We start from the raw sequence: 25,384 nt of genomic DNA, 5'->3' as shown, positions 1-25,384 counted from the left end.
TTGGTGCAAGTCTTGGATCTGTGCTCCCCACTCAGGTGCAAAAACGGATCAAATACCCCTCGGATTTATATCCTGTGCACCATTTAATTTCATAACTGCGACATTTTGCTCTGTTCCTGTGCGCAATTCGTTTGTTACAGTCCGGCCCAATCTCCTCCAACGACAATAAATTTGCCGAGACTTTGCCCATGATCGAATCCGTCGAATCCTTCCTTGCGCGCCTGAAAAAACGCGACCCGGATCAACCTGAATTCCACCAGGCTGTCGAAGAAGTCCTGCGCAGTCTGTGGCCGTTCCTTGAAGCCAATCCGCATTACCTGACTTCAGGCATTCTCGAGCGCATCTGCGAGCCCGAGCGCGCGGTGGTGTTTCGCGTGTCGTGGGTCGACGATCAGGGCAAGGTCCAGGTCAATCGCGGCTTCCGTATCCAGATGAACAGCGCCATCGGCCCTTACAAGGGCGGCCTGCGCTTCCATCCATCGGTGAACCTCGGCGTGCTGAAATTCCTCGCCTTCGAGCAGACCTTCAAGAACTCGCTGACCTCCCTGCCCATGGGCGGCGGCAAGGGCGGTTCCGACTTCGATCCGAAGGGCAAGAGCGACGCCGAGGTCATGCGTTTCTGCCAAGCGTTCATGAGCGAGTTGTATCGCCACATCGGCGCCGACGTTGACGTGCCGGCCGGTGATATCGGTGTCGGTGCGCGGGAGATCGGTTTCCTCTTTGGCCAGTACAAGCGCCTGAGCAACCAGTTCACCAGCGTCCTCACCGGCAAGGGCATGACCTACGGCGGCAGCCTGATTCGCCCGGAAGCCACCGGTTTCGGCTGCGTGTACTTCGCCGAGGAGATGCTCAAGCGCCGCGGGCAGGGCGTGGAAGGCAAGCGCGTGGCGATTTCCGGTTCCGGCAACGTTGCTCAGTACGCGGCGCGCAAAGTGATGGACCTGGGCGGCAAAGTGATTTCCCTGTCCGACTCCGAAGGCACGCTGTACTGCGAGGCAGGCTTGAGCGAAGCACAGTGGCTGGCGCTGCTGGAGCTGAAGAACATCAAACGCGGGCGCATCAGCGAACTGGCGAACGCCCATGGTCTGGAATTCCGCGCCGGCCAACATCCGTGGTCGCTGCCGTGCGATATCGCGCTGCCCTGCGCGACACAGAACGAACTTGATGCCGAGGCCGCGCGCACGCTGCTGCGCAATGGCTGCGTCTGTGTGGCTGAAGGCGCGAACATGCCGACCACGCTGGAGGCTGTGGATATCTTTATCGAGGCCGGTATTCTGTTCGCACCGGGCAAGGCGTCGAATGCGGGCGGTGTTGCCGTCAGCGGTCTGGAAATGTCGCAGAACGCCATGCGCCTGCTGTGGACGGCGGGCGAGGTGGACAGCAAGCTGCACGCGATCATGCAATCGATCCACCACGCCTGCGTGCATTACGGCGAAGACAACGGTCAGATCAATTACGTCAAAGGCGCGAACATTGCCGGCTTCGTCAAAGTCGCCGATGCGATGTTGGCGCAAGGCGTGGTTTAAGCCGGTTCGATGCGGATCACTTCGATCAGTTGGTCGCCGGCAGGCCGCTGCCATAGCACTTCATCGTTGAGCCGGGCGCCAAGCAAAGCCCGGCCCAGCGGTGAGTCCCAGTTGATCAGGCCCTGACTGGCGTCGGCCTGATCCTCGCCGACCAGTTGCACGCGGTGTTCAGTGTCGTGTTCATCGGCAAAAGTCACCCAGCTACCGATTTGGACCTTGTCGGTGGAGGTCGCAGCGACTGCGACTTGGGCGCTGCTCAGGCGTTGAGTGAAATAGCGCAGATCCCGTTGCAGATCGGCCAGACGTTGCTTGTCGGCCTGCTCGCCCTTGGCCGTTTGCTCGGCGTGCAGGCTTTGCAGCTCGGTGACCTTCGCCTGCAACTGCGCCAGACCTTGCGGGGTGACGTAGTTGGGCTGCGTGCTGACCTGACGTTCGACCGGCTGATCGGCCTGCGCGGCGGCGTTGTCTTCGTTGACGAATGCGCGACTCATGAAGTCCTCCTGTTAAAGGATTTGGGCCATGGTTGCCGGCATTTGGTTTCAACGGATGTCTGCAAGCGACCTATTGCGAGCGATAAGCCCGCCCGACGTCCTGGTCCTTCTGCTGCTGCCAGGCACGTTCGCGCTCATCCCAATGTTCGTTGCGATATTGCTCGCGATCCCTGTTTTCCAGCATCGCCTGACATTGGCGGAAGCCGTCGACCCAGCCGTCGGCGTATTGCTGGTCCTTGAGATAGCGCGGCACATTCTTGCGAAACTCACCGCTGATCGAGCCCGCCGCTTGCCGGCCGCTGACGCAACCGTCATCGAAACCGTCGGCGAAGGCCGGTGGATAACCCTTGGCGATCAAGTCTTCATGGGTGGTCTGGCAACCGCCCAGCGCCAATACAACGCCCAACAATCCCACGTACCGCCACATCGCACTCTCCCGCGCCGATACTCGGCTCATAAGGAAAGTCTAGAAGGGGATTCATGAGGCGGCTGTCGAAGGCCTGTGAAAAATCCATTGCACACCACAAGGCCCCTGTGGGAGCGAGCCTGCTCGCGAAGGCGTCTTGTCAGGCAACACTGCTATTGACTGACCCACCGCTTTCGCGAGCAGGCTCGCTCCCACAGGGAGATTTACACAGGCTCGGGATCAGTAGTGATACCACTTCACTTCAAGCATGACTTCTGTTTCCGGGCTGGCGAGCTGGCTGAATTCGCGTTGCGCGCTCAGGCGCAAACCGAGGTTGCGCGACAGCTCCCACTGCTGATTCAGGCTCAGGCTGCGGCGCACTTCTCCATTGAAGAAGTAGTCGCCCTTGGCCTCCAGGCTCAGATTGCCCAGCGGGTTTTTCCACAGCACGCCGGTATTGAAGCCACCAGCCGGGGAAACAAACTCGGCGAAGTCATTGTTGTGTTCCACGCGTACCGTGCCCAGCGCGAAGCCGAGCACGTCTTCGCCCAACTGCCACGTGCCGCCGCCGCCACCGTTGACATGGCTGACCAGCGTCTCGTCATCATGCTTGCCCGGCACGCGCTCAAGGCCACCGGTGACTTGCCACGACAGCGGTTGCAGTAGCTCGTTGCGCGGCGTCAGCGAACGAATGGTGGCCAGATCCAGTTGCTGCAACTGCCAGTCATTGCCTTCGTACTGGCGCAGCTTCAGTTGCAGAATTTCGATCTGCGCGCCGAGGGGGAAGCTTTCGGCGTTGTCATTGAGGTCGTGATAAGCCATGCGCAGGCCATATTCGCCAAAGGCGCGATCGCCTCGCGTACCTAGGCCGGCCTGCCAGGTGCGGGACTCGTGGCCATCTTCGGGCAGACCGGGTTGCGGAATTTCCAACTCCGGCGCCGGGTTCTTGTTGATCGCCCGCAGCAGTTCAAAACTGCGCTGCGCTCGTTGCGGGTCGCGCTCCTGACCGTTGGCGCGGTAGCGCTCCAGACGATAGGCGGCGTCGACGATCAACGCCTGACGTGCGCGCGGCAGGGCTTTGAACGTTGGCTCTTGCAGGACTTTTTGATCGGCGCTGACTTTCAGCACCCATTGCTGTTCTTCATCGCTCAACGGTTCGGCGCGGCTGAGCAGTTCACGTTCGCGGGACGGGCGATATTCGATGTGTTCGACCAGCCCGGCCTCTTTCACCGCTTTGACAGTGTCGGTCGGGATCGCGGTCAGCGGGAATTGTTCGGTCAGGCGCAGGCTCGGTCGCGCCACTTGCAGCAGTTCCAGCAAACGATACGAGCAGTTTTCGTCGAAGAAGAAGTAGTCGAACTGGATCTGCTTGAGCTCCCACACATGTTCGACCATGCGTGCGGTTTCTTCCTGAGTCAGGTTGAGGCGGTATTCCCACAGGTCGCGGTTTTCCAGGCTGCGGTATTCCGAGAGTTTTTCCTGATACGGCACCAGCGCAAACAGCCCCGGGTAGCCGCCCATCAAGCCTTTCCAGGCATACAGAATGCTGTTGTCCGAGCCTTCGATGTAGGCACCGAAGTTGATCGCGTAGCTGAGCAGTGAAGTCTTGTCGGCCTGCACATCCGCCTGATCGATGCGCAGCAGGGTGTGGCCGAACATCGACGAAGGGCTGTTGAGATACGCCGCCGGGAAGATCATCACCGCGCTGTGCGGCGAGACGTCCTTGAACCATTGCTTGTATTCGGCGCATTCGGGCGCTGGCAGGTCGGTGAGATTGAGCTGCGCTTTCAGCCAGCGTGCGCGCGCGGGGTATACGCATTGTGCGTGTTGCTCGCCGAGGCTGGCCGGGGCGTACAGCGCCTGCACGGTGGCGGCCAGTTCGCGGTCCGGATGCTCGTTGCCGTCGGGCGCGAGAAAGAACTTCTTGTCGCTGACATAGCTGCGCCAGCCGCCGAGTTTGGCGGTTTCGTAATGACCGAGGGAAATCCAGAAGCGGTCGTTGGCCAGTTGCTGCAAACGTTGAGGATCGATGTGAGGCGCGGCGGACAGCGGGGCGCAGACACAGAGCGCCAGCCAGGCAAGGCGTTTGAGCATAGTCGGCAACTTGAACAGGAAAGAAATAAAAGACCCAAAGAGGGGCGGGCCAAAAAAAACAAAACCCGCTTCCCGAAGGAAGCGGGCGAGGTCGAGCTTAAGCCTGAGTTGCGTACTTGGCCAGACGTGGGTCCGATTTCAGTACTGCCAGGGTGTTGGTATGCACGTCTTCAGCGGTCACGTCAGCTTTGCTGAAGATCTGCTGGAAGTGCTCGTGGGTCACTTGCGCGAAGTGCGCGCGATCTTCCGGTGCTACGCCCAGGACCACGGCATAAGTGGTCAGCGCTTCGCCATTGCCTTTGGCCATGTCTTCGGACAGCTCGTTCATCATGCCATTCATGGCGAACCAGGATTTGCCGCCGTAGGTCAGCGATGCGTTGGTCGAGCAACCGTTGGTGCCGGAAGTCATACCGAACGTGGCGTTACCGGAAGTGCCGTTGGTGGTGGAAGCAAGGAAGTGCGCCGGGGTGCCACGCTGACCTTCGAACAGCATGTTGCCCCAACCGCAATCCGGGCCGCCCGGGGCTTGCGCCATTGCGTTGATGGATACAGCGGTGAAGAGAGTACCGAGAAGAATCCGTTTCATAGCTTTGTTCTCTTTATGTGCATACCAATGGACAGGGTTCTGGCCCTTCGCGCTCTGCCCGAGGACAGAACCGAAAGTGTCAGTGGGCCGGTATTAGTTCCAGCCGCGCAGTTTGGAGTTTAGGCACGTTCCAGCGGTTCCGTGACTTTTTGCAAAATATTTGGAATAAACCTCTGATTTATCGGGATGCGTCGGCCGGCCGCGCGCTTGTCTATGCTTTGTCATGTGGCGCGCCTTGCCAGTGGGGCACGGGCAGCGCCAGAATGCCGCTACCTGCCCCGCCTGATTGTTAAGGAAGCCCGATGCCTGATCCTGTTGCTGCCAGCCTGCGTCTTGCGCCCGAAGCGCTGACTCGTCCGTTTTCCGCTGAACAGTTCAGCTTCACTAGCACCAATGATCTGGAGCCCTTTCGCGGTGTGCTCGGCCAGGAACGCGCGGTCGAAGCCTTGCAGTTCGGTGTGGCGATGCCACGCCCCGGTTACAACGTATTCGTCATGGGCGAGCCCGGCACCGGCCGTTTCTCGTTCGTCAAACGCTACCTGAAAGCCGAAGGCAAGCGCCTGCAGACCCCGGCGGACTGGGTCTACGTCAACAACTTCGATGAGCCGCGCGAACCGCGTGCACTGGAGCTGCCATCGGGCACGGCGGCCTCGTTCATCGGCGACATCAACGGCCTGATCGACAACCTGCTTGCGACTTTTCCGGCGGTTTTCGAACACCCGTCCTACCAGCAGAAAAAAAGCGCCATCGACCGCGCCTTCAACCAGCGCTACGACAAGGCGCTGGACATCATCGAGCGGCTGGCCCTGGAAAAAGACGTCGCCCTGTACCGCGACAGCAGCAATATCGCCTTCACGCCGATGCTCGACGGCAAGGCCCTGGACGAAGCCGAATTCGCGCAGTTGCCGGAAGCCGAGCGCGAGCGTTTTCACGATGACATTTCCGGCCTCGAAGAGCGCCTGAACGAAGAACTCGCCAGCCTGCCGCAGTGGAAGCGCGAGTCGAACAATCAACTGCGCCACCTCAACGAAGAAACCATCACCCTGGCCTTGCAGCCGTTGCTGGCGCCGCTGTCGGAGAAGTACGCGGAGAACGCCGGGGTCTGCGGTTACCTGCAAGCGATGCAGGTCTACCTGCTGAAAACCGTGGTCGAGCAACTGGTCGACGACAGCAAGACCGACGCCGTCGCGCGCAAGTTGCTGGAAGAACAATACGCACCAAGCCTGGTGGTCGGGCATCCGGCCAGCGGCGGTGCACCGGTGGTATTCGAGCCACATCCGACCTACGAAAACCTGTTCGGCCGCATCGAGTACACCACCGATCAGGGTGCGCTCTACACCACTTACCGGCAGTTGCGTCCGGGGGCGCTGCACCGCGCCAACGGCGGTTTCCTGATTCTTGAAGCGGAAAAAATGCTCAGCGAGCCGTTCGTGTGGGATGCGCTCAAACGCGCCCTGCAATCGCGCAAACTGAAAATGGAATCGCCGCTGGGCGAGATGGGCCGCTTCGCCACCATGACCCTGAATCCGCAGCACATCCCGCTGCAGGTCAAAGTCATCATCATTGGTGCGCGGCAGCTGTATTACACGCTGCAGGATCTCGATCCGGACTTTCAGGAGATGTTTCGCGTTCTGGTCGACTTCGACGAAGACATCCCGATGGTCGACGAAAGCCTCGAGCAGTTCGCCCAGCTCCTGAAAACCCGCACTTCGGAAGAAGGCATGGCGCCGTTGACCGCCGATGCGGTGGCACGATTGGCGACCTACAGCGCACGGCTGGCCGAGCATCAGGGGCGCTTGTCGGCGCGCATTGGCGATCTGTTCCAACTGGTCAGCGAGGCGGATTTCATTCGCCATCTGGCCGGCGATGAAATGACCGACGCCGGCCATATCGAACGCGCCCTGAAAGCCAAGGCCACCCGCACCGGGCGGGTCTCGGCGCGGATTCTCGACGACATGCTCGCCGGAATCATCCTCATCGACACTGACGGTGCAGCAGTCGGCAAGTGCAACGGGCTGACGGTGCTGGAGGTCGGTGATTCGGCGTTCGGCGTGCCGGCGCGGATTTCCGCCACGGTCTATCCGGGCGGCAGCGGTATCGTCGACATCGAACGTGAGGTCAACCTCGGCCAGCCGATTCACTCCAAAGGCGTGATGATCCTCACCGGTTATCTGGGCAGCCGTTACGCCCAGGAATTCCCGCTGGCGATTTCGGCAAGCATTGCGCTCGAGCAGTCGTACGGTTACGTCGACGGCGACAGTGCATCGCTGGGCGAGGCGTGCACGCTGATTTCGGCACTGTCGAAAACCCCGCTCAAGCAATGTTTTGCCATCACCGGTTCGATCAACCAGTTTGGCGAAGTGCAGGCGGTCGGCGGGGTCAACGAGAAGATCGAAGGCTTCTTCCGCCTCTGCGAAGCACGCGGTCTGACCGGCGAGCAGGGCGCGATCATTCCCCAGGCCAACGTCGCCACGCTGATGCTCGATGAGAAAGTCCTCGCCGCCGTGCGCGCCGGCCAGTTCCACGTGTATGCGGTGCGTCAGGCCGATGAGGCGCTGAGCCTGCTGGTGGGCGAGCCGGCCGGAGAGCCGAACGCCGATGGCGAATTCCCCGAAGGCAGCATCAATGCGCGAGTGGTCGAGCGCCTGCGCGATATCGCCGAGATGATCAGCGAAGAAGACCTGAAGGAGGCCGAGAAGGAACTGGCGCAGGAGGCTCTCGCCGAAGCCAAACCGGCCTGACAGGCTTGCAATAAACCCTGTGGGAGCGAGCCTGCTCGCGAAAGCGCTGTTTCAGTTGACGAATGAGTTGGCTGATCCATCGTCTTCGCGAGCATGCTCGCTCCCACAGTGCTTTTCCAGATTGGTCTCTGCGGGGATCTTCGGGGAATGTGCCACTACTCTGGCGCCAATATTCACACAATGACCATTCGGCGCCTTCTGGTTCCATTTGGCTTGCGCGGGACACTTTTCTTCTATTCTCAGGTCAAGGATATCGACAGTATCACTGGATCGAGCCAGTCCTCCCATGGGGGCTGAATACCGGCTTTACCGAGGGTCGCCGCCATGTCGCGCAACCTCTGTCTCACCCGTCAATGCCTGGGTCTGGTGACCCGGATCGAATGCGCCGTCAAGCCGCTGGCCGGCGACAACGGCATGTGGACGCTGCTCTTCGCGGCCGGCATGGCCGGCGAACAACCTTCCGCGATCAAAGCCCAAGGCCCTTTTCACGGCCCGGTCGCGGCCGAGTCGATTCTCGACACCATCGTTGAAAGCCTGACCTTGCATGGTTACGAACTGGCCGATGATCCGCAGATCTGGAGCCTGCACCTGCAAGCCCAGTTGCGGCAGATCAACGGCGGCCGTGGGCGCAGCCTCAACGGTTAAGGTGCTGACTGGTCGACCTGCGCCTTGTCGAGCTTGACCTCAAAACCGTATTGCACGGTGGCGAGGTCGGTGCGCTGATAGGTTTCCACGCGAGTCGGGCGACCGTAAAAATAGTGCACGCCGAGTAGCGCCGGGCCTTCTGCACTGGCGTCGTGGCTGACCGAAAGAATCTGCTTGAGGTAGTGGCCACTGTCGTCCTTGACGAAGAAACGCCATTCGTTGGCCGGGAAGGTTTTCAGGTCGACCACCAGCGTGTTGTCCTTGATCGCCAGGCCTTTGGGCAATGACTGCGCGTCGTAGGATTGCTTGGCCACCGTGGCCAGAAATAACGGCATCGAGCCCACGGCAATCGCCGGGGTTTCCGGAAACAGGTTCAGATCATATGTAATCGTCGCTTGCAGCGGATCGACCTGATACGCCTCGGGCGGCAGTTCGATCGGCTCGTCGAGTTTGCCGCCGCGCTTTTCCGTGAAGAAAGTCACCGGGCTGACGCCGGGATTGAGTTGGTCGCCAAGCAATTCGTCATTGAAGGTGCGGCGGTGGGAAAACTCGATACGCGCCGCGCTCGGCTCTTCCACCGATTGATGAATGCGCACGCCGGCCTTCAATTGTTCCTCGGTCAGGTCCGCGCCTTTGAGCCAGTTGGCGGCGAGATCGTCATACACCACAACTGGCAGGTCCAGCGGCTGCACGGCTTTGGCCGTGGTGTGCGGATTGAAGGTGCGCACCGGCAGGTCCAGGGATTTGCGCGTCACTGTTGCCGAGGAGAAGTCGAGCACACTGACTTCCAGTGTGTCGATCGGGCCGTGGAAATACACCTTGTTGTAGCGGCGCGGGTGTTCTTTCTCGAAGGCTTGCTGTTCGTCGCTGAGCTGTTTTTCCAGGGTGTCGCTCCAGCTCTTCTGCTTCTGTAACTGCGTCAGTTGCTTCTGGTAAAACTCGACCTGCTCCGGGCTTTCGTTGATCGAACCGGCGCGCACCAGGTATTGGCCACTGGCGTCGCGGGCCTGGACGATCAGCGGATTGATCCGGGTTTCGGCGACTTCTGCCGCGAGCGGCAGGCTGTTGCTGACTTCGACCTCGGCGTAGTTTTTTTCCAGCTTGAGCAGTTTGACGCTGAGATTGTCGTTGCTGCGGGTCTGGCCGACGTCTTTGTGCGTCAGGTCGAAGCTGTACAAGCGACGGGGCGCAATGACCTCGACCTGGCCTTGCAGGCTGACCGGTTGTGGCAGGCTTTTTTTGTCGACGTTGAGGCCATCGATGAACGGATAGGTCACCGTCAGGTCATCGGGGTTGGTCACGTTGGAGCTGGACGGGCTGAGCTGAATGCCCGGATCGGTTTCCGACCATTCCGGCTGCCAGGCGATCACCCGTTTGTTGCTCAACGTGACCGAATGCCATTCGATGCCGTGCGGGAACAGAAAACCGCCGGGAATGTTCAGGTTGAACGGGAATACCGGTTGCAGATCGGTCAGGTAATCCGAGCTGGCGTCCTTGTGCAGCACGAACAGGCCGTTGATGAACGTATCGACCAGCGCCTGCGGGGTAGGATAGTGCTTGAGCACGGCGAGGGCGTCGGCACCGTATTCGGTATGCGGGGTGATGTCGTCAAGCTTGAGCCTGGCCCGTTCGAGCAACAGCAGCGAACCGCCGAGTTCGGTGATGGCGTCCTTGAGCTTCGGATCGCTGATCGTGTCCAGTGACTGTTCGAAGGTGGCGGTCTTTTCGTCAAGGTTGGCGACTTGTTTTTCATCGCCGGGCGAGCAACCGCCGATGAGCAAGGCGAGGCAGATTCCGGCAGTCGTCAAGGCTGATCGCACATCCATTTCCACGCATCCTGTCCACTGTCATTGGGCTGTCAATGCTTTGGACACTAGCAGAAAAACTTTGTCACACACACGCAGGTGGCGGATTTTCCGGCGGTTTCTGGCTGTCACAGCGGGCTGTTATACTCGCCGCCATTTCCAGCCCCTTGTGTGAGAGTCAATGGAACGCTTTATCGAAAATGCAATGTACGCCACCCGCTGGCTGCTGGCGCCGATCTACATCGGCCTGTCCCTCGGTCTGCTGGCGCTGGCATTGAAGTTCTTCCAGGAAATCATCCATATCCTGCCCAACGTCTTCGCCATGGCTGAATCGGATCTGATTCTGGTGCTGCTGTCGCTGATCGACATGGCGCTGGTGGGCGGTCTGCTGGTAATGGTGATGATTTCCGGCTACGAGAACTTTGTCTCGCAACTGGACATCGACGAAGGCAAAGAGAAGCTCAGCTGGCTGGGCACCATGGACTCGTCGTCGCTGAAGATGAAAGTCGCGGCGTCGATCGTGGCGATTTCCTCGATCCATTTGCTGCGTATCTTCATGGACGCCAAGAACGTCGATCCCGAGCATTTGATGTGGTACGTGATCATTCACATGACTTTTGTGGTATCCGCATTTGCCATGGGTTACCTGGACAAGGTCACCAAGCACTGATCAGCCGATCAAGGCAAAAAAACCGCCCGTCTGTTGCGAAACAGACGGGCGGTTTCGTTTGTGGCTTGTGCTTTCAAGCGCAGCGGCCTATGCCTGTAACGGTGCGATTCGCCATGTGTGAGGTGCTTCCATGAACCTGCAAGAGTTGAACGCGTTTGCTGTTGCCAGGAAGGTCGACGAGTTGAACCTGATCTCGATGGAGGGTGGCATTTACCTGTTGGAAGCGAGGATGCATGGAGCGGCGTATCCGTTGAGCGATCTCAAGGGCAACATGCTGACGCTGCGCTCAGTGGAGCACGCGCGGGATCTGCTGCATGCCTTTCCGGTACTGCCCTTCAATCTTGTGCACACCTCGGTCCACGACGAAATGTGTGGCCTGGTCGGTGACCTCGATGAAAGCCTGAAAGTGCCGCTCGCCTGGCGTTCGGCCCTGTAGCCCCGGCCCCAAGTCCGGGGTATCTGTGCTAGTCTGCTCGCCCTTTTGGTTCCGGGCGCGCCGGGACGCGCTGTGCACGCACGGCAAGTCCTGTGGCCGTCCGCACAGCGGAGCAGTGTCATGTCCGAAGTAAATCTGTCCACCGACGAAACCCGCGTCAGCTACGGTATCGGCCGTCAACTCGGCGACCAGCTGCGCGACAACCCGCCACCGGGTGTCAGCCTGGACGCGATCCTGGCCGGTCTGACCGACGCTTTCGCCGGCAAGCCAAGCCGTGTTGGCCAGGAAGAAATGTCCGCCAGCTTCAAGGTGATCCGCGAGATCATGCAAGCCGAAGCAGCGGCCAAGGCTGAAGCCGCGGCTGGCGAAGGCCTGGCCTTCCTCGCCGAAAACGCCAAGCGTGACGGCATCACCACCCTGGCTTCCGGCCTGCAATTCGAAGTGCTGACTCAGGGTGAAGGCGCCAAGCCGACCCGTGAAGACCAGGTACGTACGCATTACCACGGCACCCTGATCGACGGCACTGTGTTCGACAGCTCCTACGAGCGCGGCCAGCCTGCAGAATTCCCGGTTGGCGGCGTGATCGCTGGCTGGACCGAAGCCCTGCAACTGATGAATGCCGGCAGCAAATGGCGCCTGTACGTGCCGAGCGAACTGGCTTACGGCGCACAAGGCGTGGGCAGCATCCCGCCGCACAGCGTTCTGGTATTCGACGTGGAGCTGCTGGACGTTCTGTAATACCGAGCCTGCCTAGATGGCGGGCTAACCCTGTGGGAGCGAGTCTGTTCGCGAAGGCGGTGTGTCAGTCAACTCAATTGTCGACTGCAAATCCATCTTCGCGAGCAGGCTCGCTCCCACAGATTTTGTATTACCGCTCATATTTCGATCTTGTTGTGCAGCTCATTGGTCGGGCGCAACGCCCGGGCATAGCAGAACAGGAACAGATTGCGCACCAGCTCCTTGAGCACCAGCGGCTCGCTGGAGTTGAGGCTGCTGACGTCCAGATCACCTTGATCCTGCAGCTCATGCAAGGCTTCTTCTTCAAGCACCGCACAGACTTCGCCGGTTTCCCGATGGAGGATTCTGAGGTACGGGTGTGGGCGATCCAGCCAGGCGTCGATCAAATAAGTCATGGGTCTCATCTCCTTGAAAGGTTTCAATGAGAATAATTCTTATTCATTAAATAGCAAGTGCCTATTGGCGGATCGTGGATTTTTCCGGGTAAAGGTTGTGTCAGGTCAAAATGGCTGGCTGATGGCCATGCGCGGATTCATTGAGCTGGAGCGGGGAGGGCAAAGCTCCATCCCACGGCTGGCGCAGGATGGATGACGCAAGGCTCAGACTTTTCTGACGAACTCGGATTTGAGCTTCATCGGGCCGATGCCGTCGATCTTGCAGTCGATGTCGTGATCGCCATCGCACAGGCGGATGTTCTTGACCTTGGTGCCGACCTTGACCACCAGCGACGTGCCTTTGACCTTGAGATCCTTGATCACGGTGATGGTGTCGCCGTCCTGCAGGACGTTGCCGACCGAATCTTTCTTCACGGCATCATCGGCCGCCACTTCGGCTTCGCCGCTGGCAGACCACTCGTGGGCGCACTCGGGGCAGACCAGTTGGGTGCCGTCTTCGTAGGTGTATTCGGAATTGCATTTCGGGCAGGGTGGCAACGTGCTCACTAAGGTTCCTTGGGTATCAGGAGGACTAAAGGGCGCACATTGTATAGGGTTTTACGCGGAGGAGGGCATAGCGCAGAAACAACTGTGGGAGCGAGCCTGCTCGCGAAAGCGCTGTGTCAGTCAACATTGAGTCGATTGGCAGATTGCTTTCGCGAGCAGGCTCGCTCCCACAGGGGATGAATCAGTGCGTGCGGGCGACCGCGAACTCGCTCAGTTCCACCAGCGCATCGCGGTATTCGCTGGCCGGCAGCGCCTCCAGGCACTTGATCGCGCGGGCCACGTAATCGCGGGCCAGTTGCGCGGTGTACTCCAGCGAGCCGGACGCTTCGACGGCGATGCGGATGCTTTCCAGGTCTTCGATCCCGCCTTTCTGGATCGCCTGACGCACCAGTGCCGCCTGCTCGGCTGTACCTTCGCGCATGGTGTAGATCAGCGGCAGGGTTGGCTTGCCTTCGGCCAGATCGTCGCCGACGTTCTTGCCCAGGGTTTCCGCGTCGCCTTTATAGTCGAGCAAGTCATCAACCAGCTGGAACGCCACACCCAGGTGATCGCCGAACGTGCGCAGGGCTTCACTCTGCTCGGCGGTCGCGCCAGCCAGGGCGGCGGCGCTGTGGGTCGAGGCTTCGAAGAGCATCGCGGTCTTGCCGCGGATGACTTCCATGTAGGTTTCTTCGCTGGTGCTGGCGTCACGCACCTTGGACAGCTGCAACACTTCGCCTTCAGCGATGATCCGCGTGGCCTGGGAGAGAATCTTCATCACCGGCATCGAGCCCAGTTCGACCATCATTTCGAACGAGCGCGAATACAGGAAGTCGCCGACCAGCACGCTCGGGGCATTGCCCCACATGGCGTTGGCGGTCGAGCGGCCACGGCGCATGCCGGACATGTCGACGACGTCGTCATGCAGCAAGGTCGCGGTGTGCAGGAATTCGATGGTGGCGGCCAGCAGGCGCATGTCGTCGCCTTCGCGACCCAGGGCCTTGCCACACAGCAACACTAATAAAGGACGCAGGCGTTTGCCGCCGGCCGACGTGATGTAATCGCCGATTTTCGATACCAGCGGCACTCGAGACGTCAGCTGCTTCTTGATGATGCCGTCGACGGCGCTAAAATCGTCCGCCACCGCGCGGTAGAAAGCTTGGGGTTGCATCAGCGAGAGTCGCTCCAGAAGGGTTGCGCGGCATGCTAGGACCCCCGTCCAGACCTGTCAAGGCGCGATGGACGGCCACTTGCGCGAGGCAGATTGCTTGCGTACAATCGCGCACCCTGAACTTCCTGGGCAGCACCTGCCTTACGCAATTGCACTTGGGCCGTTCCAGCCCCATGCAGCCATGCCAGCCAATACCTCTTCTTATAAAGAGCTGGGTGAGCAGGATTATCGGAGAAATACCATGTACGCAGTAATCGTTACCGGCGGTAAGCAATACAAGGTCGCTGAAGGTGAATACCTGAAGATCGAAAAACTGGAAATCGCTACTGGCGAATCCGTGACTTTTGATCGCGTTCTGCTGGTCGCCAACGGCGACGACGTGAACATCGGCGCACCAGTTGTTGCTGGCGCAACCGTCAAGGCTGAAGTGATCTCCCAAGGTCGTCACGATAAAGTCCGCATCATCAAGTTCCGTCGCCGTAAGCACCACATGAAGCGTATGGGCCACCGCCAGTGGTTCACCGAGATCAAAATCACCGGTATTCAGGCTTAATTACAGCCTAATTCCTCACTAGGAGAATTGAACTCATGGCACACAAAAAAGCTGGTGGTAGTACCCGTAACGGTCGCGACTCAGAAGCCAAACGCCTTGGCGTGAAGATGTATGGCGGCCAGGTCATCAAGGCCGGCAACATCATCGTGCGTCAGCGCGGCACCCAATTCCACGCTGGCTACGGCGTTGGCATGGGCAAGGATCACACTCTCTTCGCTAAAATCGAAGGCGTGATCAAGTTCGAAGTAAAGGGCGCCTTCGGTCGTCGTTACGTGAGCGTAATCGCGGCTTAATCGCGAGATCGCTGGAGAAGCCCTGTCTTGCGACGGGGCTTTTTCGTTTGTGGGGTGAGTCTCTTGCAAAGCTGTTTGTATGGGCTGTCGGCGTGCGATGCAGGTCGTGTCTTGGGGTCGCTGCGCTCATTTTTGCAAGAGTCTTATGTCTTGATTGTTTTTCGGCTCGTCCGTACGGCGAGAGGCGTTGGTTATGAAGTTTGTTGATGAAGTATCGATTCGCGTAAAGGCCGGTGACGGTGGCAACGGTGCCATGAGTTTCCGCCGGGAAAAATTCATTGAAAACGGCGGCCCGAACGGCGGTGATGGCGGTGACGGCGGTTCCATCTACATGATGGCCGACGAAAACCTCAATACCCTGGTCGACTACCGTTACACCCGTCACTTCGATGCCGAGCGTGGCTCCAACGGTGGCAGCACCGACTGCACCGGCAAGAAGGGCGAAGACCTGATCCTGCGCGTGCCGGTCGGCACTACCGTGATCGACTCCGCCACCCAGGAAGTCATCGGCGACCTGACCAAGGCTGGTCAGAAACTGATGGTAGTGCAGGGCGGCTGGCACGGTCTGGGTAACACCCGTTTCAAATCCAGTACCAACCGTGCGCCGCGTCAGACTACGCCAGGCAAGCCGGGCGAGCAGCGTGACCTGAAACTGGAAATGAAAGTGCTGGCCGACGTCGGTCTGCTGGGCTTGCCGAACGCCGGTAAAAGTACCTTTATCCGTTCGGTCTCGGCCGCCAAGCCGAAAGTCGCCGACTACCCGTTCACCACACTGGTGCCGAACCTGGGTGTGGTCAGCGTCGATCGCTGGAAAAGCTTCGTCATTGCCGACATTCCGGGCTTGATCGAAGGCGCTTCCGATGGTGCCGGCCTGGGTATTCGCTTCCTCAAGCACCTGGCGCGTACGCGTCTGCTGCTGCACCTCGTCGACATGGCGCCGCTGGATGATTCCAGTGCTCCGGACGCAGCTGAAGTGATCGTCAACGAGCTGATCAAGTTCAGCCCGTCGCTGGCCGAGCGTGATCGCTGGCTGGTGCTGAACAAGTGCGATCAGATCCTTGAAGAAGAGCACGATGCTCGCGTCAAGGAAATCGTCGATCGCCTGGAATGGACTGGTCCGGTGTACGTGATCTCGGCCATCGCCAAGATCGGTACCGAGCGTCTGTGCCACGACATCATGCGTTACATGGAAGACCGTGCCGATCGCCTCGCCGCAGACCCTGCGTACAAGGAAGAGCTGGCCGATCTCGATCAGCGCATCGAAGACGAAGCCCGTGCGCAGTTGCAGGCGCTGGACGACAAGCGTGCCCTGCGTCGCAGTGGCGTGAAGTCGGTCCATGACATCGGCGACGATGACTGGGACGAAGAAGATGTGGATGACGAAGACGGTCCGGAAATCATTTACGTGCGTGACTGATCCGTTGCGATAAACTTGAACGCCGCTCAATCGAGCGGCGTTTTAGTATCCGGAAATCGATCGTTGGTCAGCAATCGCCACGATTAACGTCACGGGCAGTGCCAGGTCGCGCTGCCCTCAAGCTAAGGTTGAAGATGATGCGGAGCAAGGTGACAGGTGCGCAGCGTTGGGTCGTGAAGATCGGCAGCGCTTTGCTGACAGCTGACGGCAAAGGGCTGGATCGCGCGGCAATGAGTGTCTGGGTCGAGCAGATGGTGGCGCTGCATGAGGCGGGCGTCGAGCTGGTGCTGGTGTCCTCCGGGGCGGTAGCGGCCGGCATGAGTCGCTTGGGCTGGACCGCACGACCCAGTGCCATGCACGAGCTCCAGGCGGCCGCTGCAATCGGTCAGATGGGGTTGGTGCAGGCGTGGGAGTCGAGCTTCGCCGAGCATGGCCGGCACACTGCACAGATTCTCCTGACCCACGACGACCTGTCCGACCGCAAGCGCTACCTCAATGCCCGAAGCACCTTGCGTGCACTGGTCGAGCTGAAAGTCATTCCGGTGATCAACGAAAACGACACTGTGGTCACCGATGAAATCCGTTTCGGCGACAACGACACGCTGGCGGCGCTGGTGGCCAATCTGGTCGAGGCCGATCTGCTGGTGATCCTCACTGATCGCGACGGCATGTTCGACGCTGATCCGCGCAACAATCCCGATGCGCAGCTGATTTATGAAGCGCGCGCCGATGATCCGACGCTCGATGCGGTTGCAGGCGGTACCGGTGGTGCGCTGGGGCGCGGCGGCATGCAGACCAAGTTGCGTGCGGCACGCCTGGCAGCGCGTTCCGGTGCGCACACCATCATCGTCGGCGGGCGGCTTGAGCGTGTGCTCGATCGCCTGAAGGCGGGCGAGCGCATTGGCACGCTGCTATCGCCGGAGCGTGGCATGCTCGCGGCGCGCAAGCAGTGGCTGGCCGGTCATCTGCAAACCCGTGGCACTCTGGTGCTGGATGAGGGGGCGGTGTCGGCGTTGTCCAAGGGCAACAAAAGTCTGCTGCCGGTGGGGGTGAAACTGGTTCAGGGCAGTTTCCGTCGCGGTGAGATGGTCGTCTGTGTGGCGCCGGACGGTCGGGAGATCGCTCGGGGTCTGGCCAATTACAGCGCTCTGGAAGCGCAAAAAATCATCGGTCAGTCGTCGGATGCGATTGTCGGTTTGCTCGGTTACATGGCGGAGCCGGAACTGGTTCACCGTGACAACCTGATTCTGGTCTAAGGAAAATTCGATGCGTGTAGCGAAAGGATTGTTGGGCCTGCTGATGGCCATGCCATTGCTGGTCTCGGCCGAGGAAATCGGTCAGGTGTCGACGGTGTTCAAGTTTGTCGGGCCGAATGACCGGATCGTGGTCGAGGCCTTCGACGATCCGAAAGTCGAGGGCGTGACCTGCTACCTGTCTCGCGCCAAGACCGGCGGAGTGAAGGGTGGTCTGGGTCTGGCGGAGGATCGCGCCGAAGCCTCGATTGCCTGTCGTCAGGTCGGGCCGATCAAGTTCAAGGGTGAGTTGAAGGACGGCGACGAGGTGTTCAAGGAGCGCACCTCGCTGGTGTTCAAGACCATGCAGGTGGTGCGTTTCCTCGACAAGAAGCGCAACACGCTGGTGTATCTGGTCTACAGCGATCGCTTGATCGAGGGTAGTCCGCAGAATGCGGTCACGGCCATCCCGATCCTGCCGTGGGTGCCGGTCCAGCAATAAGCGCCACCAATCCGAACTGTGGGGGCGAGCCTGCTCGCGAAGAGGTCATGTCGGTCGATAGAAATATCAACTGGCAGATCGCATTCGCAAGCGGGCTCGCTCCCACAGTTTTTTTGCCTGTAGCTTGTTAAATCACAGGCAATAAAAAACCGACCCTGAGGTCGGTTTTTTAATGACTACGTCGATTAAGCGGCTTCTTTCAGCGCTTTGACGTGGCCATTCAGACGGCTCTTATGACGAGCAGCCTTGTTCTTGTGGATGATGCCTTTATCGGCCATACGGTCGATAACTGGCACAGCCAGAACGTATGCAGCTTGAGCTTTTTCAGCGTCTTTTGCGTCGATGGCCTTAACTACATTCTTGATGTAGGTACGAACCATGGAACGCAGGCTGGCGTTGTGGCTGCGACGCTTCTCAGCCTGTTTTGCACGTTTTTTGGCGGAAGGTGAGTTGGCCACCGTCGAGCTCCTCGAAAGACTTTTTAGGAAATAGCAAACAAAATAGGCCGCGAATCATGCCGATGAAGACTTGTCTTGTCAAGGGCACTTGAATCGTTCCGCTAAGTGGTAGGTATAAAGAGGCGGGATATTTATTTCCGGCGCTTGACCTGTAAACTCGCGAGCTTTGGCTCTGTGCTGTTGCGGCGCGGAGTATCGCACAAGTAGGCGCATTGTTCGCCTGCTGTTTATCGACAGGCACAAACTCTCTCAATGAATCTGCTCAAATCGTTGGCCGCCGTCAGCTCTATCACGATGCTTTCCCGGATTCTGGGTTTTGTTCGTGACACGCTGATCGCGCGAACATTCGGCGCCGGGATGGCCACGGATGCCTTCTTTATTGCTTTCAAACTGCCCAACCTGCTGCGGCGCATCTTTGCCGAAGGGGCTTTCTCCCAGGCGTTCGTGCCGATCCTGGCCGAATATAAAAGCCAGCAGGGCGAAGAGGCGACGCGCACCTTCATTGCCTATGTATCGGGCCTGTTGACGCTGGTGTTGGCGGTTGTGACTGCACTGGGCATGATCGCCGCCCCCTGGGTGATCTGGGCCACGGCGCCCGGTTTTACCGATACCCCGGAAAAATTCCAGCTCACCTCCGATCTGTTGCGGGTGACCTTTCCTTATATATTGCTGATCTCGCTGTCGTCGCTGGCCGGCGCGATTCTGAATACCTGGAACCGCTTCTCGGTGCCGGCCTTCGTACCGACTCTGCTCAACGTCAGCATGATCGTGTTTTCGCTGTTCCTCACGCCGTATTTCGATCCGCCGGTCATGGCTCTTGGCTGGGCGGTGCTGGTAGGTGGTCTGGCGCAGTTGCTGTATCAGCTGCCGCACCTGAAAAAGATCGGCATGCTCGTGCTACCACGCCTGAACCTGCGCGACAGCGGCGTGTGGCGGGTGATGAAGCAGATGCTGCCGGCGATTCTCGGCGTGTCGGTGAGTCAGATTTCATTGATCATCAACACCATTTTCGCCTCGTTTCTGGTCGCAGGTTCGGTGTCGTGGATGTATTACGCTGACCGTTTGATGGAATTGCCGTCGGGCGTATTGGGCGTGGCGCTCGGCACGATTCTTCTGCCAACGCTGGCCAAGACCTACGCCAGCAAGGATCGCCACGAATACTCGCGGATCCTCGATTGGGGGCTGCGCCTGTGCTTTGTGCTGGTGTTGCCGTGCGCGCTGGCACTGGGGATTCTTGCCGAGCCGCTGACTGTTTCGTTGTTCCAGTACGGTCAGTTCAGTGGCTTTGATGCCGAGATGACCCAGCGCGCGCTGATTGCCTATTCGGTCGGCCTGCTCGGGATTATCGTAATCAAAGTGCTGGCGCCGGGCTTTTATGCGCAACAGAACATTCGCACCCCGGTGAAAATCGCAATTTTCACGCTGGTCTGCACGCAGTTGTTCAACCTGGCACTGATCGGGCCGCTGGCCCACGCCGGCCTTGCCTTGGCGATCAGTGCCGGTGCTTGCCTGAACGCCGGGCTGCTGTTCTACCAACTGCGCAAGCAAAAGATGTATCAACCGCAACCGGGCTGGGGCAAATTCGGCTTCAAGCTGGTCGTTGCGGTGACCGTGATGTCGGCGGTCTTGCTGGCCGGCATGCATTTCATGCCCGCCTGGGATGAGGGCCATATGCTTGAGCGCTTCTTGCGCCTGGGCGCGTTGGTGGTGGCCGGTGTGGTGGCGTATTTCGGTATGTTGCTGCTGCTGGGTTTCCGTCTGCGAGACTTCAATCGCAAGGCCTTGAGCTGAGGTTTCAGCCTTCATGAGCAGGCATGGGCCGGCGGTTTTGTCGGCTCGTTCACTTTGCGTTACGGTGTTGCCTGTCGTCGGCCGTCGGGTGTGGTTATAATCGACCACTTTATGAGCAAGAAGCGCGTTATGCAGCTGGTTCGAGGCCTCCACAACTTGCGCCCCCAGCATCGGGGCTGCGTCGCCACTATTGGCAACTTTGACGGTGTTCACCGTGGTCACCAGGCTATCCTGGCCCGGCTGCGTGAGCGTGCGCTCGAGTTGGGCGTACCCAGCTGCGTGGTGATTTTCGAGCCGCAGCCACGGGAGTTCTTTGCGCCCGATACCGCACCGGCACGTCTGGCGCGGTTGCGCGACAAGCTGCAATTGCTGGCCGCTGAAGGCGTCGACCGGGTGTTGTGCCTGGCTTTCAACCAGCGGCTGAGCAAGCTCAGCGCCAGTGAATTCGTCGATACCATTCTGGTCGATGGCCTTGGCGTGCAGCATCTGGAGGTCGGTGACGATTTCCGTTTCGGTTGCGACCGCCTCGGCGATTTCGATTTTCTGATGCAGGCCGGGCAGGTTCACGGTTTCACCGTCGAAGCGGCGCAAACCGTCGAGCTGGACGGCATTCGCGTCAGCAGCACGCAGGTGCGCAACGCCTTGGCTGCGGCCGATTTTGCCTTGGCCGAACGCTTGCTCGGCCGTCCGTACCGCATCGCCGGTCGCGTGCTGCATGGGCAGAAACTGGCCCGGCAACTGGGCACGCCCACTGCCAACATTCAACTCAAGCGTCGTCGCGTGCCGTTTACCGGGGTGTATCTGGTGAATGTCGACATCGACGGCAAGACCTGGCCCGGCGTCGCCAATATCGGCGTGCGCCCCACGGTGCAAGGAGATGGCAAAGCCCACCTCGAGGTCCATCTGTTAGATTTTGCCGGCGATCTGTATGACCGGCGTTTGACGGTGGTTTTCCACCAAAAGCTGCGTGAAGAGCAGCGCTTCGCCTCTCTGGAGGCATTGAAAACGGCGATCAATGCGGATGTCGCCACCGCCCGTGCACTAGCCGCACCTAGCGCCCATCGCTAATGAAGAGCCTTAAATGACCGACTATAAAGCCACGCTAAACCTTCCGGACACCGCCTTCCCAATGAAGGCCGGCCTGCCACAGCGCGAACCGCAGATCCTGCAGCGCTGGGACAGTATTGGCCTGTACGGAAAGTTGCGCGAGATTGGCAAGGATCGTCCGAAGTTCGTCCTGCACGACGGCCCTCCGTACGCCAACGGCACGATCCACATCGGTCACGCACTGAACAAGATTCTCAAGGACATGATCATCCGCTCGAAAACCCTGTCGGGTTTCGACGCGCCGTACGTCCCGGGCTGGGACTGCCACGGCCTGCCGATCGAGCACAAGGTGGAAGTGACCCACGGCAAGAACCTCGGCGCGGATAAGACCCGCGAGCTGTGCCGTGCCTACGCCACCGAGCAGATCGAAGGGCAGAAGTCCGAGTTCATCCGTCTCGGCGTGCTGGGCGACTTCGCCAACCCGTACAAGACCATGGACTTCAAGAACGAAGCCGGTGAGATCCGCGCCCTCGCCGAAATCGTCAAGGGTGGTTTTGTCTTCAAGGGCCTCAAGCCAGTGAACTGGTGCTTCGATTGCGGTTCGGCTCTGGCTGAAGCGGAAGTCGAGTACGAGAACAAGAAGTCCTCGACCATCGACGTTGCGTTCCCGATCGCTGACGAGGCCAAACTGGCTGCGGCCTTCGGTCTGGCCTCGCTGAGCAAACCTGCTGCGATCGTGATCTGGACCACCACCCCGTGGACCATCCCGGCCAACCAGGCGCTGAACGTGCACCCGGAATTCAACTACGCCCTGGTCGATATCGGCGACAAGCTGCTGGTGCTGGCGGAAGAGCTGGTCGAAGCCTGCCTGGCACGCTATGGCGTGGAAGGTTCGGTCGTCGCCACCACCACCGGTAAAGAGCTGGAGCTGATCAACTTCCGTCACCCGTTCTACGATCGTCTGTCGCCGGTGTACCTGGCTGACTACGTTGAACTGGGCGCAGGCACCGGCGTGGTTCACTCCGCCCCGGCCTATGGCGTGGACGACTTCGTGACCTGCAAGAAATACGGCATGGTCAACGACGACATCCTCAACCCGGTACAGAGCAACGGCGTGTACGTGCCGTCGCTGGAATTCTTCGGCGGCCAGTTCATCTGGAAGGCCAACCCGGCCATCGTCGAAAAACTGACCGAAGTCGGTGCGCTGATGCACACCACCGTCATCGAACACAGCTACATGCACTGCTGGCGCCACAAGACTCCGCTGATCTACCGCGCCACCGCGCAGTGGTTCATCGGCATGGACAAGGAGCCAACCAGCGGCGACACCCTGCGCGTGCGCTCGCTCAAAGCCATCGAAGACACCAAGTTCGTTCCGGCCTGGGGCCAGGCGCGCCTGCACTCGATGATCGCCAATCGTCCGGACTGGTGCATCTCGCGTCAGCGCAACTGGGGCGTGCCGATCCCGTTCTTCCTCAACAAGGAAAGCGGCGAGCTGCACCCACGTACCGTCGAGCTGATGGAAGAAGTCGCCAAACGCGTTGAAGTCGAAGGCATCGAAGCCTGGTTCAAACTCGACGCCGCCGAACTGCTGGGCGATGAAGCGCCGCAATACGACAAGATCAGCGACACCCTCGACGTCTGGTTCGACTCCGGCACCACGCACTGGCACGTCCTGCGCGGATCGCACCCGATGGGCCACGAGAGCGGCCCGCGTGCCGACCTGTACCTGGAAGGTTCCGACCAGCACCGTGGCTGGTTCCACTCCTCGTTGCTGACCGGTTGCGCCATCGACAACCACGCACCGTACCGCGAACTGCTGACGCACGGCTTCACCGTCGACGAGTCCGGCCGCAAGATGTCCAAGTCGCTGAAAAACGTGATTGAGCCGAAGAAGATCAACGATACGCTGGGCGCCGACATCATGCGTCTTTGGGTCGCGTCGACCGACTACTCTGGCGAAATCGCTGTGTCGGATCAGATCCTGACCCGCAGCGCCGATGCCTATCGTCGTATCCGTAACACCGCGCGCTTCCTGCTTTCCAACCTGACCGGTTTCAATCCGGCCACCGATCTGCTGCCGGCAGAAGACATGCTGGCGCTGGATCGCTGGGCGGTGGATCGCACGCTGTTGCTGCAACGCGAGTTGCAAGAGCATTACGGCGAATATCGTTTCTGGAACGTGTACTCGAAGATCCACAACTTCTGCGTGCAGGAGCTGGGCGGTTTCTACCTCGACATCATCAAGGACCGCCAGTACACCACCGGCGCCGACAGCAAGGCCCGTCGCTCGTGCCAGACCGCGCTGTTCCACATCTCTGAAGCGCTGGTGCGCTGGATCGCGCCGATCCTCGCCTTCACTGCCGACGAGCTGTGGCAATACCTGCCGGGCGAGCGTAACGAGTCGGTCATGCTCAACACCTGGTACGAAGGCCTGACCGAGCTGCCGGAAGGCTTCGAGCTGGGTCGCGCCTACTGGGATCGCATCATGGAAGTGAAAGTCGCGGTCAACAAAGAGATGGAAATCCAGCGTGCGGCGAAAGCCGTCGGTGGCAACCTGCAGGCCGAAGTGACGCTGTTTGCCGAAGAGGCGCTGAGCGCCGATCTGGCCAAGCTGAGCAACGAGCTGCGCTTTGTCCTGATCACCTCGACTGCCAGCGTCGCGCCATTCGTTCAGGCTCCGGCCGATGCAGTGGCCACCGAAGTCAGCGGTCTGAAACTGAAGATCGTCAAATCGGCGTTCCCGAAATGCGCGCGGTGCTGGCATTGCCGCGAAGACGTCGGCGTGAACCCGGAACATCCGGAAATCTGCGGGCGTTGCGTCGACAACATCAGCGGTGCTGGCGAGGTTCGTCACTATGCCTGATGCCATTGGCCGTTTCGGACGGCTGAGCTGGCTGTGGTTGAGCCTGCTGGTCCTGGTCATTGACCAGGCCAGCAAGTTCTACTTCGAAAGCAAGCTCGAAATGTTCCAGCAGATCGTGATCATTCCCGATCTGTTCAGCTGGACCCTGGCCTACAACACTGGCGCTGCCTTCAGCTTCCTCGCCGACAGCTCCGGCTGGCAGCGCTGGCTGTTTGCGCTGATCGCCATTGTCGTCAGTGCGGTGCTGGTGGTCTGGCTCAAGCGTTTGGGTCGCAACGACACCTGGCTGGCCGTCGCCCTGGCACTGGTGCTGGGTGGCGCGCTGGGCAACCTGTATGACCGCATTGCCCTGGGCCATGTGATCGACTTCATTCTGGTGCACTGGCAGAACCGCTGGTATTTCCCGGCGTTCAACATTGCCGACAGCGCGATCACCGTTGGCGCGATCATGCTGGCACTGGACATGTTCAAATCGAAGAAAACCGAAGAGGCTGCTCATGACTGAACCGCAATCGACTGAGCAACGCATCGGCCAGAACACCGAAGTCACCCTGCACTTTGCCTTGCGCCTGGAAAACGGTGACACCGTCGACAGTACCTTCGACAAGGCCCCGGCGACCTTCAAGGTCGGCGATGGCAACCTGCTGCCGGGTTTCGAAGCCGCACTGTTTGGCTTCAAGGCCGGCGACAGGCGCACAGTGACCGTTGAGCCGGAAAACGCTTTCGGACAGCCAAACCCGCAGAACGTGCAGACCATCCCGCGTTCGCAGTTCAACGACATGGAGTTGTCGCCGGGTCTGCTGGTGATCTTCAACGATGCGGCCAATACTGAATTGCCAGGAGTGGTGAAGGAATTCGATGACACGCAAGTGACCGTCGACTTCAACCACCCGCTGGCGGGCAAGACGCTGACCTTTGACGTGGAAATCATTTCCGTCAAAGCGATCTAAAAATGCAGGAGTGAGCTTCTGTGGCGAGGGGATTCATCCCCGCTGG

25 protein-coding genes are annotated in these 25,384 nt (G+C 59.7%); 16 read left to right on the top strand and 9 right to left on the bottom strand.

What is annotated here, in order from left to right; translation table 11 throughout:
* The first annotated feature begins 188 nt into the window (after positions 1 to 188).
* On the top strand, positions 189 to 1,526 hold the full coding sequence (gene gdhA / locus AB4N73_RS17690; protein WP_236168705.1) for an NADP-specific glutamate dehydrogenase: 1,338 nt from the start codon (positions 189 to 191) through the stop codon (positions 1,524 to 1,526).
* Here gdhA and AB4N73_RS17685 read toward each other — a convergent pair.
* The 4 genes from AB4N73_RS17685 to AB4N73_RS17670 form a co-directional block, all read right to left on the bottom strand.
* A complete protein-coding gene (locus tag AB4N73_RS17685) occupies positions 1,523 to 2,017 on the bottom strand; it encodes a GreA/GreB family elongation factor (protein ID WP_056790514.1) in 495 nt (164 codons plus the stop codon). The two genes, gdhA and AB4N73_RS17685, sit on opposite strands and share 4 nt — an antisense overlap.
* 70 nt (positions 2,018 to 2,087) lie before the next feature.
* Positions 2,088 to 2,444 carry a hypothetical protein gene (locus AB4N73_RS17680; protein WP_056790510.1) on the bottom strand — a complete coding sequence of 119 codons (357 nt, stop codon included), beginning with the start codon at positions 2,442 to 2,444 and terminating at the stop codon, positions 2,088 to 2,090.
* 219 nt (positions 2,445 to 2,663) lie between these two features.
* Entirely contained in the window at positions 2,664 to 4,517 is a 1,854-nt protein-coding gene (locus tag AB4N73_RS17675) for an Lnb N-terminal periplasmic domain-containing protein (protein ID WP_252884858.1), read from the bottom strand.
* Positions 4,518 to 4,614: 97 nt separating this feature from the next.
* Complete coding sequence (locus AB4N73_RS17670; RefSeq protein ID WP_016773112.1) at positions 4,615 to 5,103, bottom strand: DUF3015 domain-containing protein; 489 nt, start codon at positions 5,101 to 5,103, stop codon at positions 4,615 to 4,617.
* Between the two features lie 302 nt (positions 5,104 to 5,405).
* Between AB4N73_RS17670 and AB4N73_RS17665 the strand changes: the two genes are divergently transcribed.
* Together AB4N73_RS17665 and AB4N73_RS17660 are read left to right on the top strand one after the other, a co-directional pair.
* Positions 5,406 to 7,844 carry a Lon protease family protein gene (locus AB4N73_RS17665; protein WP_016773113.1) on the top strand — a complete coding sequence of 813 codons (2,439 nt, stop codon included), beginning with the start codon at positions 5,406 to 5,408 and terminating at the stop codon, positions 7,842 to 7,844.
* 324 nt (positions 7,845 to 8,168) lie between these two features.
* The gene (locus AB4N73_RS17660; RefSeq protein ID WP_016773114.1) at positions 8,169 to 8,489 is read left to right on the top strand and encodes a PA4575 family protein; all 321 of its coding nucleotides are present in this window, start codon (positions 8,169 to 8,171) and stop codon (positions 8,487 to 8,489) included.
* Here AB4N73_RS17660 and AB4N73_RS17655 read toward each other — a convergent pair.
* On the bottom strand, positions 8,486 to 10,315 hold the full coding sequence (locus AB4N73_RS17655) for a hypothetical protein (RefSeq protein WP_460142368.1): 1,830 nt from the start codon (positions 10,313 to 10,315) through the stop codon (positions 8,486 to 8,488). The genes AB4N73_RS17660 and AB4N73_RS17655 overlap by 4 nt on opposite strands.
* A 160-nt stretch (positions 10,316 to 10,475) precedes the next feature.
* On the opposite strand from AB4N73_RS17655, the gene AB4N73_RS17650 reads away from it, so the two are divergent.
* From AB4N73_RS17650 to AB4N73_RS17640, 3 genes are all read left to right on the top strand, one after another.
* A complete protein-coding gene (locus AB4N73_RS17650; RefSeq protein WP_016773116.1) occupies positions 10,476 to 10,964 on the top strand; it encodes a TIGR00645 family protein in 489 nt (162 codons plus the stop codon).
* Between the two features lie 130 nt (positions 10,965 to 11,094).
* Positions 11,095 to 11,400, top strand: coding sequence for a DUF6482 family protein (locus tag AB4N73_RS17645; RefSeq protein ID WP_150638478.1), 306 nt, complete (start codon positions 11,095 to 11,097; stop codon positions 11,398 to 11,400).
* A gap of 120 nt (positions 11,401 to 11,520) precedes the next feature.
* Positions 11,521 to 12,138 (top strand): FKBP-type peptidyl-prolyl cis-trans isomerase, encoded by a 618-nt coding sequence (locus AB4N73_RS17640; RefSeq protein WP_039761705.1) that lies wholly within the window; start codon positions 11,521 to 11,523, stop codon positions 12,136 to 12,138.
* A 137-nt stretch (positions 12,139 to 12,275) separates the two neighbouring features.
* Here AB4N73_RS17640 and AB4N73_RS17635 read toward each other — a convergent pair whose 3' ends face one another.
* The 3 genes from AB4N73_RS17635 to AB4N73_RS17625 all read right to left on the bottom strand — a co-directional run bounded on the left by AB4N73_RS17635 (position 12,276) and on the right by AB4N73_RS17625 (position 14,229).
* Positions 12,276 to 12,533, bottom strand: coding sequence for a PA4570 family protein (locus AB4N73_RS17635; RefSeq protein ID WP_016773118.1), 258 nt, complete (start codon positions 12,531 to 12,533; stop codon positions 12,276 to 12,278).
* A 204-nt stretch (positions 12,534 to 12,737) separates the two neighbouring features.
* Positions 12,738 to 13,079: a zinc ribbon domain-containing protein YjdM gene (locus tag AB4N73_RS17630; RefSeq protein ID WP_016773119.1), complete on the bottom strand. Its 342-nt coding sequence runs from the start codon at positions 13,077 to 13,079 to the stop codon at positions 12,738 to 12,740.
* A gap of 181 nt (positions 13,080 to 13,260) precedes the next feature.
* Positions 13,261 to 14,229, bottom strand: coding sequence for a polyprenyl synthetase family protein (locus tag AB4N73_RS17625; protein ID WP_016773120.1), 969 nt, complete (start codon positions 14,227 to 14,229; stop codon positions 13,261 to 13,263).
* Positions 14,230 to 14,470: 241 nt separating this feature from the next.
* Here AB4N73_RS17625 and rplU point away from each other — a divergent pair, with 241 nt between their 5' ends.
* The 5 genes from rplU (at position 14,471) to AB4N73_RS17600 (ending at position 18,226) form a co-directional block, all read left to right on the top strand.
* A complete protein-coding gene (gene rplU / locus AB4N73_RS17620; protein WP_007924746.1) occupies positions 14,471 to 14,782 on the top strand; it encodes a 50S ribosomal protein L21 in 312 nt (103 codons plus the stop codon).
* A 35-nt stretch (positions 14,783 to 14,817) separates the two neighbouring features.
* On the top strand, positions 14,818 to 15,075 hold the full coding sequence (rpmA, locus tag AB4N73_RS17615; protein ID WP_016773121.1) for a 50S ribosomal protein L27: 258 nt from the start codon (positions 14,818 to 14,820) through the stop codon (positions 15,073 to 15,075).
* Positions 15,076 to 15,268: 193 nt separating this feature from the next.
* Entirely contained in the window at positions 15,269 to 16,492 is a 1,224-nt protein-coding gene (cgtA, locus tag AB4N73_RS17610; RefSeq protein WP_016773122.1) for an Obg family GTPase CgtA, read from the top strand.
* Between the two features lie 137 nt (positions 16,493 to 16,629).
* Positions 16,630 to 17,748, top strand: coding sequence for a glutamate 5-kinase (proB, locus tag AB4N73_RS17605; RefSeq protein ID WP_039761700.1), 1,119 nt, complete (start codon positions 16,630 to 16,632; stop codon positions 17,746 to 17,748).
* A gap of 10 nt (positions 17,749 to 17,758) precedes the next feature.
* The gene (locus AB4N73_RS17600) at positions 17,759 to 18,226 is read left to right on the top strand and encodes a CreA family protein (protein ID WP_041477794.1); all 468 of its coding nucleotides are present in this window, start codon (positions 17,759 to 17,761) and stop codon (positions 18,224 to 18,226) included.
* A 185-nt stretch (positions 18,227 to 18,411) separates the two neighbouring features.
* Here the strand turns inward: AB4N73_RS17600 and rpsT are convergent, their stop codons facing one another.
* Complete coding sequence (rpsT, locus tag AB4N73_RS17595) at positions 18,412 to 18,684, bottom strand: 30S ribosomal protein S20 (protein WP_003228351.1); 273 nt, start codon at positions 18,682 to 18,684, stop codon at positions 18,412 to 18,414.
* A 252-nt stretch (positions 18,685 to 18,936) separates the two neighbouring features.
* On the opposite strand from rpsT, the gene murJ reads away from it, so the two are divergent.
* The 5 genes from murJ (at position 18,937) to fkpB (ending at position 25,338) form a co-directional block, all read left to right on the top strand.
* Complete coding sequence (gene murJ, locus AB4N73_RS17590) at positions 18,937 to 20,475, top strand: murein biosynthesis integral membrane protein MurJ (protein WP_016773124.1); 1,539 nt, start codon at positions 18,937 to 18,939, stop codon at positions 20,473 to 20,475.
* 129 nt (positions 20,476 to 20,604) lie between these two features.
* Entirely contained in the window at positions 20,605 to 21,543 is a 939-nt protein-coding gene (gene ribF / locus AB4N73_RS17585) for a bifunctional riboflavin kinase/FAD synthetase (RefSeq protein WP_016773125.1), read from the top strand.
* 13 nt (positions 21,544 to 21,556) lie between these two features.
* Entirely contained in the window at positions 21,557 to 24,388 is a 2,832-nt protein-coding gene (gene ileS / locus AB4N73_RS17580; protein WP_095181847.1) for an isoleucine--tRNA ligase, read from the top strand.
* Positions 24,381 to 24,893 carry a signal peptidase II gene (lspA, locus tag AB4N73_RS17575; RefSeq protein WP_151551936.1) on the top strand — a complete coding sequence of 171 codons (513 nt, stop codon included), beginning with the start codon at positions 24,381 to 24,383 and terminating at the stop codon, positions 24,891 to 24,893. The genes ileS and lspA overlap by 8 nt, the downstream gene beginning before the upstream one ends.
* Complete coding sequence (gene fkpB / locus AB4N73_RS17570) at positions 24,886 to 25,338, top strand: FKBP-type peptidyl-prolyl cis-trans isomerase (RefSeq protein WP_056790492.1); 453 nt, start codon at positions 24,886 to 24,888, stop codon at positions 25,336 to 25,338. Before lspA ends, fkpB begins: the two co-directional genes overlap by 8 nt.
* Positions 25,339 to 25,384: the final 46 nt, after the last annotated feature.

It is taken from the genome of Pseudomonas sp. S3_B08 (assembly GCF_054667725.1).
The sequence above is the reverse complement of the archived record's forward strand: the minus strand, read 5'-3'. Positions and strand labels throughout refer to the sequence as shown.